This is a genomic window from Andreprevotia sp. IGB-42 (assembly GCF_009848685.1).
GTDB lineage: Bacteria > Pseudomonadota > Gammaproteobacteria > Burkholderiales > Chitinibacteraceae > Andreprevotia.
In genome coordinates, this window is the sequence record NZ_WXTX01000003.1 from 193,276 (window position 1) to 207,759 (window position 14,484).

Annotated in this window: 11 protein-coding genes and 2 tRNA genes; 7 read left to right on the forward strand and 6 right to left on the reverse strand. The window is 61.2% G+C overall.

The window, feature by feature from the left end; all coding sequences use genetic code 11:
- The first annotated feature begins 53 nt into the window (after window positions 1–53).
- The 3 genes from IGB42_RS05840 to IGB42_RS05850 are packed head-to-tail and all read left to right on the forward strand — an operon-like array spanning window position 54 to window position 2,391.
- A complete protein-coding gene (locus IGB42_RS05840; protein WP_159668322.1) occupies window positions 54–479 on the forward strand; it encodes an NfeD family protein in 426 nt (141 codons plus the stop codon).
- A gap of 15 nt (window positions 480–494) precedes the next feature.
- Window positions 495–1,439 (forward strand): SPFH domain-containing protein, encoded by a 945-nt coding sequence (locus IGB42_RS05845; RefSeq protein ID WP_159668325.1) that lies wholly within the window; start codon window positions 495–497, stop codon window positions 1,437–1,439.
- A 19-nt stretch (window positions 1,440–1,458) separates the two neighbouring features.
- On the forward strand, window positions 1,459–2,391 hold the full coding sequence (locus IGB42_RS05850) for an exopolyphosphatase (protein WP_159668328.1): 933 nt from the start codon (window positions 1,459–1,461) through the stop codon (window positions 2,389–2,391).
- 81 nt (window positions 2,392–2,472) lie between these two features.
- Here IGB42_RS05850 and IGB42_RS05855 read toward each other — a convergent pair whose 3' ends face one another.
- The 6 genes from IGB42_RS05855 to IGB42_RS05880 form a co-directional block, all read right to left on the reverse strand.
- Window positions 2,473–3,381, reverse strand: coding sequence for a polysaccharide deacetylase family protein (locus IGB42_RS05855; RefSeq protein WP_159668330.1), 909 nt, complete (start codon window positions 3,379–3,381; stop codon window positions 2,473–2,475).
- A gap of 41 nt (window positions 3,382–3,422) precedes the next feature.
- On the reverse strand, window positions 3,423–3,974 hold the full coding sequence (locus IGB42_RS05860; protein ID WP_159668333.1) for an SRPBCC family protein: 552 nt from the start codon (window positions 3,972–3,974) through the stop codon (window positions 3,423–3,425).
- Window positions 3,971–4,291 (reverse strand): PilZ domain-containing protein, encoded by a 321-nt coding sequence (locus tag IGB42_RS05865; protein WP_159668336.1) that lies wholly within the window; start codon window positions 4,289–4,291, stop codon window positions 3,971–3,973. Before IGB42_RS05865 ends, IGB42_RS05860 begins: the two co-directional genes overlap by 4 nt.
- A gap of 85 nt (window positions 4,292–4,376) precedes the next feature.
- Entirely contained in the window at window positions 4,377–5,846 is a 1,470-nt protein-coding gene (gene gspE, locus IGB42_RS05870) for a type II secretion system ATPase GspE (protein WP_159668339.1), read from the reverse strand.
- Complete coding sequence (gene gspD, locus IGB42_RS05875) at window positions 5,843–7,981, reverse strand: type II secretion system secretin GspD (RefSeq protein ID WP_159668342.1); 2,139 nt, start codon at window positions 7,979–7,981, stop codon at window positions 5,843–5,845. The genes gspE and gspD overlap by 4 nt, the downstream gene beginning before the upstream one ends.
- A gap of 8 nt (window positions 7,982–7,989) precedes the next feature.
- Window positions 7,990–8,829: a type II secretion system protein N gene (locus IGB42_RS05880; RefSeq protein WP_159668345.1), complete on the reverse strand. Its 840-nt coding sequence runs from the start codon at window positions 8,827–8,829 to the stop codon at window positions 7,990–7,992.
- 150 nt (window positions 8,830–8,979) lie between these two features.
- Between IGB42_RS05880 and IGB42_RS05885 the strand changes: the two genes are divergently transcribed.
- The 4 genes from IGB42_RS05885 (at window position 8,980) to hrpA (ending at window position 14,479) form a co-directional block, all read left to right on the forward strand.
- A tRNA-Val gene (locus tag IGB42_RS05885) sits at window positions 8,980–9,055 on the forward strand.
- Between the two features lie 36 nt (window positions 9,056–9,091).
- Window positions 9,092–9,168, forward strand: a tRNA-Asp gene (locus tag IGB42_RS05890).
- A 118-nt stretch (window positions 9,169–9,286) separates the two neighbouring features.
- Window positions 9,287–10,555 carry a PAS domain-containing protein gene (locus IGB42_RS05895; RefSeq protein WP_159668348.1) on the forward strand — a complete coding sequence of 423 codons (1,269 nt, stop codon included), beginning with the start codon at window positions 9,287–9,289 and terminating at the stop codon, window positions 10,553–10,555.
- A gap of 36 nt (window positions 10,556–10,591) precedes the next feature.
- Window positions 10,592–14,479, forward strand: a complete 3,888-nt coding sequence (hrpA, locus tag IGB42_RS05900; protein ID WP_159668351.1) for an ATP-dependent RNA helicase HrpA — start codon at window positions 10,592–10,594, stop codon at window positions 14,477–14,479.
- Window positions 14,480–14,484 lie beyond the last annotated feature (5 nt).

Below are 14,484 nucleotides of genomic sequence, written 5' to 3' on the forward strand. Positions count from 1 at the left end.
CTTAGCGAAGCAGGCCGCAGTCAGCTATACCTGTAGGCAACCACTTACCCTTCATGATGATGACCGAATCGACTTTCTGGCTGATAGCCGCCGCAGTTCTGGTAGGGGCGGAGATGTTTTCCGGCACCCTGTACCTGCTGGCCATTGCCATCGGCATGCTCGTTGGTGCACTGCTGGCCTGGCTGGGCTTTGACCTGACCTATCAGTTGCTGGCAGCCAGCGCATCGTCCTTGTTGACGGTGTGGCTACTCAAGCAATGGAAGCGCCGGCATATCTCCAATATCAACCCGACCAACCTGCTGGATGTGGGCCAGCGCGTGGAAGTGGACAGTTGGCGGGACGAACGTCACGCGCGCGTGCGCTATCGCGGCACCTTGTGGGATGGCGAGCTTGCCCGCAACGCAACTCCACGTGAAACCAGCTATTTCATCATTGCGCAGCGTGGCAATGTGCTGATCCTTGATAACCAGACCAACTGAGCCGGAGCTTGCTGCATGACTTTTGCAATTGTGTTCTTTGTTGTTGTCCTGATTTTCATCATCAAAACACTCAAGATCGTCCCTCAGCAGCACGCGTGGGTGCGTGAGCGGCTGGGCCGCTTTCATGATGTGCTCGAACCCGGCTTGCGCGTGGTCATCCCCTTCATCGACCGTATCGCCTACAAGCACAGCCTGAAGGAAATCCCGCTGGATGTGCCCAGCCAGATCTGTATCACCCGTGACAACACGCAGTTGCAGGTGGACGGCATCATCTACTTCCAGATCACCGATCCGCGCCTCGCCTCCTATGGCTCCAGCGATTACATCCTGGCCATTACCCAACTGGCGCAAACCACGCTGCGCTCGGTGATTGGCAAGCTGGAAATGGATAAGACCTTCGAAGAGCGTGATGACATCAACCGCGCGGTGGTGCTGGCGCTGGACGAAGCGGCCACCAGCTGGGGCGTGAAGGTGCTGCGTTACGAGATCAAGGACCTGACTCCGCCCAAGGAAATCTTGCACGCAATGCAGCAGCAGATCACGGCCGAACGTGAAAAACGCGCGCGTATCGCCCAATCCGAAGGTGTACGCCAGGAGCAGATCAACCTGGCCAACGGCCAGCGCGAAGCGGCGATCCAGAAATCCGAAGGTGACATGCAGGCCGCCATCAACCAGTCCGAAGGCCAGAAGCAGGCCTATATCAACCGGGCAACCGGCGAAGCCGAAGCCCTGCGCCTGGTGGCCAGCGCCAATGCGGAAGCCATTGCCGTGGTTGCTGCAGCGATCGAGCATCGCGGCGGGCTGGAGGCGGTAAACCTCAAGGTCGCCGAACAATACGTCAGCGCCTTCGCCAATCTGGCAAAAACCAATAACACCATCTTGCTGCCCGCCAACGTGGGCGATGCGGCTGGCCTCGTCGCCACCGCAATGAGCATTGTGAAATCAGGCCACAAGGTCTGACCGAAATAGGGGAAGCGTGATGTCCGAACAGAAATACCGGCTGGTAACCCGCAGCGATTTCGATGGCCTGGTGTGTGCGGTATTGTTGAACGAGCTCGACCTGATTGATGAAATCCTGTTCGTTCACCCCAAGGACATGCAGGACGGCAAGATACCCATCACCGATCGCGACATCACCACCAACCTGCCCTATGTGCCGGGCGCGCACATGGTGTTCGACCATCATCTGTCGGAAACCATCCGCAACGAGGGCGAGCGCAGCAACCATGTAATCGACCCCAAGGCACCGTCCGCCGCGCGCGTGGTGTACGACTACTACGGCGGCGCTGCGCGTTTTCCGCAGATCAGCGAGGAAATGATGGCGGCGGTCGACCAAGCCGACTCGGCCGAATTCAGCCGCGAGGAAATCCTTGAGCCCGAAGGCTGGGTGCTGCTCAATTACCTGATGGATGCACGCACCGGACTTGGCCGCTACAAGACGTTCCGCATTTCCAACTACAACCTGATGATGGACCTGATCAAGTACTGCCGCGATCATGGCATCGAGGACATCCTGGCCTTGCCGGACGTGAAGGAACGCGTCGAACTGTACAAGGAACAGGAGCCGCTGGCGCGCGAGCAGCTGCAGCGCTGCTCACGCGTTTACGACAATCTGGTGGTGCTGGACCTGCGCGAAGAGGAAACCATCTACGCAGCCAACCGCTTCCTGGTTTATGCCCTGTTTCCGCAATGCAATATCTCCATCCACGTGCTGTGGGGCCTGCACAAGCAGAACACCGTGTTTGCCACCGGCAAATCCATCGTCAACCGCTCGTCGCAAACCAGCATCGGCGAGCTGATGCTGCAGTATGGCGGCGGCGGGCACGAAAATGCCGGTACCTGCCAGGTTGCCAACGAAAACGCAGATCGCGTGCTGCGTGAACTGGTGCTGAAGATCACGTCCGACGGCTGATCTGCACAAGCACGCTGCGTGCATGCAAAACGCCGGCATCGCCGGCGTTTTTGTTTGCATTCCGGCAATGGATGAGCAAAGTCAGGGGAACACAGCGCCCTGCAGTGCCAGCTCACCGCTGCGGCCGGTGATTTCGCCCATTTCCACACGGTGGTAGGGCAATGCCTGCAAATCCAGCGTATCGAAGAGCTCGCCCACGCTCACCAGCTTGTAGCCCTGCTCGGTCCAGCCTGCCAGCAGACGCTCGAATACCGGCAGCAGCTTCATGCCTTCCAGCTCGGCATGCAATGTATATACGTGCCCGGTGGGCAACGCCGTCTCGGTCAGTTTGAGCACATGCGTATCGACATTGAGCACATTGATGCCATCGACGCCGATCAGTTCATCCAATGTGGGCAAGGTGGTCGGCAATTGCGGCACCCGCACTAGTTCGCCATTCACCACCGGCCAGTACGGGTGCGTACCACGGCCATCGGATGCATAGCGGAACCCCAAGCGCTGCTCGAGCCGGTAGGCGTGCGGATTCATCTGCCAGCCTGCCGCGCCATGGGTCAGCGGCTGTTCGTCAAAAATGGCCTGGTAGCGCTCGACCGCCGCCGTCAGCTCGGCGCCGGTCCATGCCGCATCGGCGTTGACCACGCCATCCTGCCAGCGCACGTGATCCCAGGTATGGATGCCGTTCTCGAAACCCTGTGCGGCCACGTCACGCATGATGCTGGCGCAGCGCTTGCCGATATCCGGCCCCGGCAACAGCGTGCCATACATCAGCGTCTTCCAGCCGTAGTGTTCCAGCACCGAAGTGCGCGACACCTTCTTCATGAAGCCGGGACGGAATACGCGCTTGATGGCGCGGCCGGTATGGTCGCTGCCCAGGCTCCACAGGAAGGTGGCATTGGCGTTGTGGCGCTTGAGTGCCTCGACGAGCTGCGGCACGCCTTCGCGCGTACCGCGGTAGGTATCAATGTCTATTTTGAGTGCAAGCAGTCGCATGCGGATTCAGGGGTCGCTACAGAGTTGAAAAACAGGTTGTGCTATGGGCTTGCCCGGGCCGCGCGGCGTATCACTTCCTGACGCATCGCGGCAAATTGCTCGCCGAGCTGGCTCTTGATCATGTCGACGCCAAAACTGGCCATCAGGCTGGAACCGGGCATCCATTCGGCGCGGTAGCTTACCACGGTATCGTGCCCCTGCTGCGACAGCGTGGAAACGCTTTGCAACTGGCCGGCATTGCCGCCCACTGCACGCGAATCGATTTCCGATACCGGCTTGAGCAGCACCTCGCGCACCGACTCAAAAGGCAGATCGAAAAAACCGACATGCACGCTGCCATGCTGGCTGACAGTCAACTTGTCGCCATCGCGCTGCATCACGCGGCTTTGTGCCAGGCGCGGCATGAATTCGGCCATATGGTCAAAATCGACCAGCACCTGCCATACCTGCTCGCGCGTCGCTTGCGTGGTAAACGCGGCAGAAATCACCACCTTGTCGCCATCACGGTGTGCATCCACCTGCACCGGCGGCTCGCTGGCCTGTGCCAGCCAGCTGCAGCAAACCAGTATCAGACAGGGCAGCAAATGCTTCATCGGACAATCTCGCTGATTTCCAGGCCCAGTTCATACAGGCCACTGCCCGCCTCGACTTCGTGGCAGCGCACCACGCGCACGCGTGCAGTCAGCGGTGCGGCAAGGCCACCACCCTGCCGCGGCGGCATCACGCAGACCTCCAGTTCTTCGTTCGGGCGCGGCACGAAGATGCTGCGTATGGTCATGCCAGTGACACTCAGATCGATACAGTCGCCGTAATACGACAGGCCCAGCTCCAGCGTACGGATGCGGGCCTGGCATTTCACCGGTATCCGGACCGCGCTGCGCTGATCCTGAGCGCGCAAACCTGAGCGCATTCCCCTCTCCTGATCATTCCGTTGCGCGAACCACTATACGCGAGCAACCCTCCTGACTGCGGCCAAGCCGACAGCCGAGCACGCACTAGACGTCCCGCGTAACGCGCCAGACTTCTTCCAGGCTGGTTTGCCCGCCAGCCGCCCGGCGTACGCCATCCTGTCGCAGCGACAGCATGCCGTGCGCGGCGGCGTAGCGTTTCAGCTCCTGCTCGGCACCTTGCGCATGGATCATGCCCTGCAATTCGGCATCCACCACGAACAATTCATACAGCCCCGTACGGCCGCGGTAGCCGCTCTGCTTGCATTCGGCGCACCCAACACTCTGGTATACCGTTGTATGCGCGGGCAGGCCGATTTCGGCCGCCTCCTCCGCCGTCAATACATGCTGTGTCTTGCATACCGGGCAAAGCGTGCGTGCCAGCCGCTGCGCCAGCACGCCCAGCAACGACGACGACAGCAGGAACGGCTCCACGCCCATGTCGATCAGCCGGGTCACGGCACTGGCCGCATCGTTGGTATGCAGCGTGGCCAGCACCAGGTGGCCGGTCAGCGATGCCTGCACGGCAATTTGCGCCGTTTCCAGATCGCGGATTTCGCCGATCATGATCACATCCGGGTCCTGGCGCAGGATGGCGCGCAAGGCACGGGCAAAGCTCATGTCGATGCGCGGGTTGACCTGGGTCTGCCCCACGCCGTCCAGATCGTATTCGATCGGGTCTTCTACCGTCATGATATTGCTGCGGCTGGCATCCATGCGCGACAGCGCCGCATACAGCGTGGTGGTCTTGCCCGAGCCGGTCGGCCCGGTCACCAGGATGATGCCGTGCGGCTGCTGCAGCAGTTTTTCCAACCCGATCAGCGTATCGCCAACCATGCCGAGCTTTTCCAGGTTCAGGCGGCCGGCGGATTTGTCCAGCAGGCGCAACACCACACGCTCGCCGTGACCGGTGGGCAGCGTGGATACCCGCACGTCTACCGGGCGGCCGGCAATGCGCAAGGTGATGCGGCCATCCTGCGGCAGGCGTTTTTCCGCGATATCGAGGCCAGCCATCACCTTGATGCGCGATACCAGCGCACCATGCAGCGCACGGTTGGGTTCGAGCACATCACGCAACTGCCCATCCACGCGGAAACGCACTACCGAGCGTGTTTCGAACGGCTCGATATGCAGGTCGGATGCACCTTCGCGCAGCGATTCGGTCAGCAAGGCGTTGATCAGGCGGATGATGGGCGCATCGCCTTCGGCTTCCAGCAAATCCTCCACCGCCGGCATTTCCTGTGCCAGCCGCGACAGATCGATATGGTGTTCCAGATCGCCCGCCACCGTGGATGAATGCGCACCTTCGCCGCTGAACAGGCCACCCAGACGCGTTTCGAACTCGCTGGCATCCAGCAGAACGATATCGAGCGGGCGCGCCGCCAGCCGGCGCACCTCATTCAGCGCAGACAATGCCGCACCCTTGCGCATCCACACCTGTACGGACTGCTCGCCCTGCTCTACATCCACCACCCCGTGCTCGCGCGCAAAGTGGTAAGGCACCAGGCGCGCACTCATGGCTTGACCGGGTTAGCCACGGTGGGCGCCGGGGCCGGGACAGGAGCCGGCGCGGGCATCACATCCACCTGCGGCGCCAGTTGCACCTTGGGCAGATCAGGCAGACCGAAGCGCGATGGCATCTCGTAATTACCCTGCTCGTTGCGCAGGTATTGATAGCGCTCATTGGAGAGTGCGCGGCTGGCATCGCCATCGCGCAATACCACCGGGCGCAGGAACACCATCAGGTTGGTTTTCTGCCACTGGCGGGTGTCGTAACGGAACAGCGTACCCAAGCCCGGAATATCACCCAGCCCCGGAATCTTGTTGCTGCCGTTGGAGAGCTTGTCTTCGATCAGGCCGCCCAGCACGATGATCTGGCCGTTATCCACCAGCACCTTAGATTCGATGGCGCGCTTGGTGGTGGCAATGCCGGCGCCGCTGGTTTTCACCGTATCGTCGATATCGGATACTTCCTGGTACACGCTGAGCGTGATGCTGCCGCCTTCGGATACCTGTGGCTTGATCTTCAGCGTGATGCCGATGTCCTTGCGCTCCACCGTGGTGAACGGATTGGGGTTGCTGCCGGTTGATGACTGCGTGCCGGTCACGATGGGAATGTTCTTGCCCACCATGATCTGCGCCTCTTCGTTATCCAGCGTCAGCAGGTTGGGCGTGGACAGGATGTTGGCGTTGCCGGTGTTCTGCAGCGCGGTAGCCAGGATACCCAGCGTGGGCGTCTTGCCGGTCTCGGAGAACGGGTTGCCGTTGACGATGCCGAAAGTGCCACCAGTACCCAGCGCGGTCGGGTCCTTGTTGATTACCGCGCCGATGATGTTGGACAGGCTGTTAGTCAACAGGCCGAGCGAACTGAAACCGATGCCTGCCACATTGTCGTTGCCGCCCCCCAGCAGCCATTGCACGCCGAATTCCCCCACCTTGGAGACATTCACTTCGGCAATCATCGCTTCCACATAGACCTGGGCGCGGCGCATGTCGAGCTTGTCCACCACGCTGCGCAGGTTATTGTAGACGTTCTCCGGCGCGGTCAGGATCAGCGCATTGGTCATCGGGTCGGCCTGGATCAGCACCGTTGCCCCGCCAACCTGTACGCTGCCGGCACTGCCGGTTGCAGCGGCATTGTTACCAGAGAAATTGGGCGTGGTCGATGCCGCGGCACCCGTGCCGGCACTACTGTTGCCACTGGACGAGGAAATCGACATATTGCTCAGCGTACTGCCCGTACTGGCGCTGCTGCCGGTGTCCTGGCCGGAAAGGATGCCACGCAACGTGGCGGCCAGCTTGGTGGCCTCGGCATTCTTCAGGTAGATCACATGGATATTGCCACCGGCCGCACCGGGCTGGTCCAGCACATCGATCAGCTTCCTGATCTGCTGCGCGTGCGCCTGGTTTTCACTGCGGACCAGCATGCTGTTGGTGCGCACGTCCGGCACCACCACGCTGCGCTTGACGCCGTCGGATGCGGTGGGTGCGGACTGACCGGTCTGCACCGACAGTTCCGGCATCAGCCGGCCCAGCGTCTGCGCGATATCCAGCGCCGATGCATACTTGAGCTTGATCGGGAACATCTCGCCATTGGGCGGCTGATCAATGTTGCGGATGATCTGGTCCAGCCGCGTGATGTTGTCCGCGTAATCAGTGATCACCAGCGCATTGCCGGGCACATAGGCGGCAATGGCGTTGTTGGGCGAGATCAGCGGCCGCAGGATGGGCACCATCTGGTTGGCCGACTCATATTGCAGCGGAAACACCTGCGTGACGATGCGGTCGCCCGACACCTTGTTCGCGCGCGAAACTGTGGCACTGTAGTGCTGCTTGGCATCCGCCTCGGGCAGGATGCGCACCAGGTTGCCCTTCTCCACCGCGGTAAAGCCTTGCTGGCGCAATGCAGCCAGCAAGATGGGATAGACCGCGGATTTATCCACCGGCTGTGATGAAACGATGTTGATCGTCCCCTTCACACGCGGATCAATGATGAAATTCTTGCCGGAAATCAGGCCGACAGCCCGCACCGTTGATTCGATATCGGCATTGACGAAATTGAGCGTCATCCGGTCGTCTGCAGACCATGCGCTGGCGGCAAAACAGCCGCTCAGCATCAGGGCCACAAGGGAACGCTTTAGGGAAAGCTTCATTGCCATTCTCAAGGTTGAATCTGATATCGCAGCTGCACCGGGTTATCGTGGCGCTGAACGATCAACGCCACCTGGCTCTGCTGGCTGAATACCGTATAGAGGAAGGAAATCTCGGAGAGCTGGGTGAGCGGCTTGCCGTTCACGCTCTTGATCACGTCGCCGTTCTGCAGGTTGAGTACCTTGGCAAACGGCTGCTGCGCCACGTTATCGATCTGCAGGCCACCATCCTTGGCCAGTGCCAGGCCCTTGGCCCAGTCGGCGATATTGCCGGTCTGCATGGCAGCGGCCATCTGACCGCGCGCAATGGTGACCGGCAACGCATCCACCGGCGCAGGCTCGCCACTGCGTGGCGCCACCGGTGCGGCAACATTGCCCCCTTGCAGGTTGACCGGGCTGCCACCCGCCGGCTGTGCCAGCAGGATATCTTCACGCACCCCATTGCGTTCTATCTGTGCATGATCGCTGGCCACGCGTACCAGCTTCACCCCCGGCTGCAGCTCGGCACCCACGCGCACAGCAACGCTGCTGGCCTCAATACCGGAGAAAATCGCCACGCTCTCCCTGTCGTTGCCGGCAAACACCGCCAGCAATTGTGCAGATAGCGTGCTGGCCTGGGGTTCGGCGCTGGCCTGCGCGGCACCGAACCACTGCTGTGCACGGGTCCATGGCAGCTCCACCGCCTTGGGCGGCAATGCGGCTGGTGTGAGCCGCAAGGTATTGCCGCGTGCACCGGGCACTTGCCAGAAGAGGCCCGCCAGTACCCAGGCAATCGCAATGACTGTACAGGCTTCCAGTACGCGTACGAGTGTATGGAAGCGGATTGAAGTCAGTGGGGAAAACGGTTTCACGGACAGGGTTTCAGTTCGATGTCAGGCAAGAGTTGCAGTGTATAACGCAACCGCCCATGACGGACTATTGCAGCAGGAAATTCACAAAAGTTGCGGAAAGCTGTTGACGACCAAAAACCCGCATGGTTTAATTCGGCCTCTCTCGACGAGGGGTGGTTAGCTCAGTAGGTAGAGCGTCTGCCTTACACGCAGAATGTCGGCGGTTCGATCCCGTCACCACCCACCAATAACCTAGGTTATCGGGCACGTTGAGAACCGCTGCGGAGCGGTAGTTCAGTTGGTTAGAATACCGGCCTGTCACGCCGGGGGTCGCGGGTTCGAGTCCCGTCCGCTCCGCCAGCATCACCAAGCAGTTCCCCTCTGAGTCCCCCCGAAGTTAAATTCCTGTTGATCGCTTGATGCCAAGCGCGGTCAGTCCCGCTACACTGTGCATCGTGTACATTGATCCACCTACGGCATGACCTCGTCAGCAAGCAACGCCACGCCGCCATCTGCATACATCCGCCATCTGCCATTGGGCATAGGCGCGTTGCTGCTGCTCGTGATTAGCGTGCTGGCCTATTCCAGCATGGGCATCTGGCTGATCGGGTGCGAACTCGGTGTACTGGCCTGCCTGGGCTACGCGCTCTACCTGCGCCAGCCAGACGGGGAAAAGCAGCCGGAGATCAATGCGCTGGCTATGCCCACCGAATTTGCCATCGAAAAAACCACCGATATCTACGCCTGCCTGCCCGACCTGATCTGGCTGATCGACCATGGCACGCGCGAGGTCACGCCGCTGAACAAGACCAGCGCATCGCACCACCCTTCCACGCAAAGCAACCAGGTCAAGCTATCGGCATTGTTGCCGGCGCGCATTGCCCGCCAGTATCTGGAAACGCTGATTGCCGTGCAGAGCAAGCAGGAAGCGCAGCAGTTTGAATACCAGCTCACCGGTGAAGATGGCAAGAACCGGGTATTCGAGGCCCGGCTGCAGCCGCGCTCGGTGAAGAACTGCGTGGCGCTGATCCGCGATATCACGCACCTGAAAGACACGGAAGAAGCACTGTTCAACCAGCAGCTCTTCGTGCACCAGATCATCGATTCCAGCCCCAACCTGATTTACGTACGCGACAAGCACGGCCGCTTCCTGCTGGTGAACCGCGCTACGCAGGCCACGTTGGGCCATGAACTGCTGATGCAATCGCACATGGGCATCGGTGAAGACGAACAGCCTTTCACGACCGGCGACAAGGAAGTACTGGAAGATGGCGCGACCATACGCATCGTCGACCATTGGACCTTGCCCAACGGCCGTACACACTGGTTCGACATCACCAAGCAGCCGCTGGTGCGCGAAGGAGACATCTATATCCTGTCCATCGCCATCGATATCAGCCACGTCAAGGCAGCCGAAGCTGCCCTTGCCGTAACCGATCCGCTGGCCGGTGATGTGGCGGATGCATTGCCGGTGGCGTTCATGCTGGTACGGGACGGCATTGTCGAATTTGCCAACCTGCTGGCGTGCGAGAAGCTCAATGCGCCGCCGTCGGCCATGCTGGGCCGCCCGCTCAGCGCTTTCACGCCCAATGCACAGGCTTTGCTCGACGGCAGCGCCAGTGAATTTGCCTGCACCCGATCCGGCAAACGCTGGCCTTGCGTGTGCAGAACCATCTCGCAAGGCGAGCGCAGCGCGCAATTGTTGATCCTGAAAGAGTTTCTGCCGGAAGTGCGATTGTCCGCGTGATAAAATCGGCGCTGATCCCGCCCTACGCGCAGCCCGATGTCCCTACCCAGCCTTGCCGAACTCTCCTCCCGCCTTGACCTGACCACCGCACGCGATCGCTGGGGCCTGGAAAAAAAACTGCACACCCTCAGCGAGCGGCTGGCCAGCGGCAAGCCGTCCGAGCGCATGCTGGGCGAACTCGACCGTGAGTTGGCCGCTGCAGCGGAAAAAACCGCCGGCCGGCGTGCGCGGCTGCCCAAGCCCGAGTTCGACGACAACCTACCCGTCAACCAGAAGCGCGACGAGATCGCCGCCGCCATCCGCGACAACCAGGTGGTGATCATCTGTGGTGAAACCGGCTCGGGCAAGACCACGCAAATCCCCAAGATCTGCCTGGAACTGGGCCGCGGCGTGACCGGGCTGATCGGTCATACCCAGCCGCGCCGCCTGGCTGCGCGCTCCGTGGCCAGCCGCATTGCGCAGGAGCTCAAATCCGAGCTGGGCAGCATCGTCGGCTTCAAGGTGCGCTTTACCGACAAATCCACCGGCGACAGCTATATCAAGCTGATGACCGACGGCATCTTGCTGGCGGAAACGATGTCGGACCGTTACCTCGCCAATTACGACACCATCATCGTTGACGAAGCGCACGAGCGCAGCCTGAATATCGACTTCCTGCTGGGTTTTCTGAAGCAGTTGCTGCCGCGCCGCCCGGATCTGAAAGTGATCGTCACATCGGCCACCATCGATGCCGACCGGTTCTCGAAACACTTCGATGGCGCGCCGGTGCTGGAAGTATCCGGCCGCACCTTCCCGGTGGAAGTCCGTTACGCACCGCTGCAAAGCCGCGATGAAGACGATGCCGAGATCGAGATGGAAGAAGCCATCGTGCGCGAAGTCGAGCACCTGTGGCGGCAGGATGGCGCCGGCGATGTGCTGGTGTTCCTGCCCGGCGAGCGCGAAATCCGCGAAACCGCCGAGGAATTCCGCCGCACGAAGCTCAAGGGGGCGGAAGTGATTCCGCTATTTGCACGGCTGTCCAACGAAGACCAGCAACGCATATTCCGCCCCGGCAATGGCCGGCGCGTGGTGCTGGCCACCAACGTGGCGGAAACCTCGCTCACCGTACCCGGCATCCGCTATGTGATCGATTCGGGACTGGCACGCATCAAGCGTTATTCGCCACGTGCCAAGGTAGAGCAACTGCAGATCGAGCCGATCTCGCAAGCCAGCGCGCGCCAGCGCTCCGGCCGTTGCGGCCGGGTTTCCAGTGGCATCTGCGTGCGCCTGTATTCGGAAGACGATTTCAACCTGCGCCCCGGGTTTACCGATCCGGAAATCGTCCGCTCCAGCCTGGCAGCGGTGATCCTGCGCATGGCGGCGCTCAAGCTGGGCGTAGTCGACCAGTTTCCTTTCCTGGAAGCGCCATCGGGCAAGCTGATTGCCGACGGCTACGCACAGCTGCACGAGCTGGGCGCAGTAGACGACGTGAATGAACTCACCGCCACCGGCAAGCAACTGGCGCGCTTGCCGGTTGACCCACGACTGGGGCGCATGTTGCTGGCCGGGCATGAGAACCAATGCCTGAGCGAAATCCTCATCATCGCATCCGGCCTTTCAGTGCAGGACCCGCGTGACCGGCCGTTCGATGCGCGCGAGGCGGCAGACCGCGCACAGGCCAAGTTTACCGACGAGAAATCCGATTTCCTCTCCTATCTGCATCTGTGGACGTTCTTCGAGCGTGCGCAGAACGAGAAGACCTCCAACAAGCAGTTGCTGACGCTGTGTCACGACAATTTCCTCTCCTACCTGCGCATGCGCGAGTGGCGGGACCTGTATCGCCAACTGGCCGATACGGTGGAGGACCTGGAATGGCGCAGCAATGAAACCCCCGGCACCTACGAACAGATCCACAAGGCATTGATGGCCGGCCTGCTGGGCAGCCTGGGCATGAAGCAGCCGGAAAACGACGAATACCTGGGTGCACGCGGGCTGAAGTTCAGTATCTTCCCCGGCTCCTGCCTGAAAAAGGCGCGGCCCAAGTGGATCGTGGCCGGCAGCCTGGTGGAAACCACCAAGCTGTTCGGCCGCACCGTAGCGGCCATCGAGCCCGAATGGGTCGAGCGCATTGCCGCCCACCTCACCAGCAAGCACTACTTCGAGCCGCACTGGGAGAAAGAGCGCGCCGAAGTGGTAGCGAGCGAGCGCGTCACGCTGTACGGGCTACCGATCGTGAACCGCCGCCGCGTGAACTACGGCCGCATCAACCCGGTGGAAGCACGCGAGATGTTCATCCGCGATGCACTGGTGCGCTTCAATTACAAGACCAACGCCAGGTTCTTTGATCACAATATCGGCTTGTTGCTGGAAATCGAAGAACTGGAGCACAAGGCACGTCGCCAGGACGTATTGGTGGATGAAGAAGCGCTGTACCAGTTCTTCGATACACTGATACCGGCCGATATCGTCGGCGGTGCGGGCTTTGAAGCGTGGCGCAAGAAGGCAGAGCAAGCCGACCCGCAGTTGCTGTTCCTGACGCGCGAATTCCTGATGAGCCATTCGGCCAGCAGCGTCACCGAGGATCAGTTTCCGCCGTTCTTCCGGCTGGCAGAGACCAAGCTGCCGCTGGCGTACCGCTTCGAGCCCGGCCATGCGCTCGATGGCGTGACCATCACGCTGCCGCTGCACCAGCTCAACCGCGTGAACCACGCCGTCTTCGACTGGCTGGTGCCCGGCATGCTGCGCGAGAAAATCACGCTGCTGGTCAAATCGCTGCCCAAGGCCATCCGCCGGCTGTGCGTGCCGGTGCCCGAATTTGCCACGCGCATGCTTACCGATCTGGAAAAAGCCGACCGCGAAGCACCGCTGCTGCCACAACTGGCGCAGGCGGTTACACGCGGCGTGGGCCAGCAGGTGAGTGCGGATGAGTTCGATACCAGCGATCTGCCGCTGCACCTGCAGATGAACTACCGCGTGGTGGATGACGGCGGGCAGGAGCTGGCATCCGGCCGCGACCTGATCGCGATCCGCGCACAACTGGGCGATGCAGCGCAGCTCACCTTCCGCGATGAAGCCGATGATGTCGGCATCGAACAGAGCGGCCTGGTGAAATGGGACTTCGGCGATCTGCCGGTCAGCCTGACCATCAAGCGCCAGGGCCGCAAGCTCACCGGCTACCCTGCCCTCGTGGCCGAGGAAGCCAGTTGCGCGATCGAACTCTTCGATACCCGGCATGCAGCTGACGCTGCCCACCGCGAAGGCGTGGTGAAACTGCTGCGCATCGAGCTGAAAGAGCACGTGAAGCAGCTGGAAAAATCCGTTCCCAATTTCCAGCAGCTGGCGATTGCGCTGCGCGCACTGGGCAACCCGGACATGCTGATGGCCGATATCGTCAGCACCATCTGCAACCGTGCGTTCCTGGGTGACGACGAGCCGCCACGCACCCGCAAGGATTTCGATGCCCAGAAATCCCGTGCCAAGGTACGGCTGCCCAGCGTGCGCGATGCGGTAACGCGTTCGCTCACTGATATCGTGGTGGAATACGCGCCGCTGGCAGCCCATCTGGGCAAGCCCGGCCCCATCCACGCGCAGCTGAAAGACCAGCTCGACAAACTGGTGTTCAATGGCTTCCTGACCGCAACACCTTGGGAGCAATTGCAGCGGCTGCCGATCTATATCAAGGCAATCCGCGTGCGGCTGGACAAGCGCGTGCAGAACCCGCAGCGGGACGGCCAGCGCGGCGCCGAGATCAACGAGCTGATGACCCGCTGGCTGCTGGAGCTGGAAAAATGGCAGCGTGAAGGACGCGATACCGCCCCCTTGCTGCCATTCCGCTGGATGATCGAAGAGCTGCGCATCGGCTTGTTTGCGCAGGAGCTGCGCACGCCCTACCCGGTTTCCACCAAGCGCCTGAACAAAATCTGGGACGACATCACCCGTCGATGAGCGCC

Coding starts and splice junctions, on each gene's coding strand:
- IGB42_RS05840 (WP_159668322.1), top strand. CDS start 54: ATGATGATGACCGAATCGACTTTCTGGCTGATAGCCGCCGCAGTTCTG.
- IGB42_RS05845 (WP_159668325.1), top strand. CDS start 495: ATGACTTTTGCAATTGTGTTCTTTGTTGTTGTCCTGATTTTCATCATC.
- IGB42_RS05850 (WP_159668328.1), top strand. CDS start 1,459: ATGTCCGAACAGAAATACCGGCTGGTAACCCGCAGCGATTTCGATGGC.
- IGB42_RS05855 (WP_159668330.1), bottom strand. CDS start 3,381: ATGCGACTGCTTGCACTCAAAATAGACATTGATACCTACCGCGGTACG.
- IGB42_RS05860 (WP_159668333.1), bottom strand. CDS start 3,974: ATGAAGCATTTGCTGCCCTGTCTGATACTGGTTTGCTGCAGCTGGCTG.
- IGB42_RS05865 (WP_159668336.1), bottom strand. CDS start 4,291: ATGCGCTCAGGTTTGCGCGCTCAGGATCAGCGCAGCGCGGTCCGGATA.
- gspE (WP_159668339.1), bottom strand. CDS start 5,846: ATGAGTGCGCGCCTGGTGCCTTACCACTTTGCGCGCGAGCACGGGGTG.
- gspD (WP_159668342.1), bottom strand. CDS start 7,981: ATGAAGCTTTCCCTAAAGCGTTCCCTTGTGGCCCTGATGCTGAGCGGC.
- IGB42_RS05895 (WP_159668348.1), top strand. CDS start 9,287: ATGACCTCGTCAGCAAGCAACGCCACGCCGCCATCTGCATACATCCGC.
- hrpA (WP_159668351.1), top strand. CDS start 10,592: ATGTCCCTACCCAGCCTTGCCGAACTCTCCTCCCGCCTTGACCTGACC.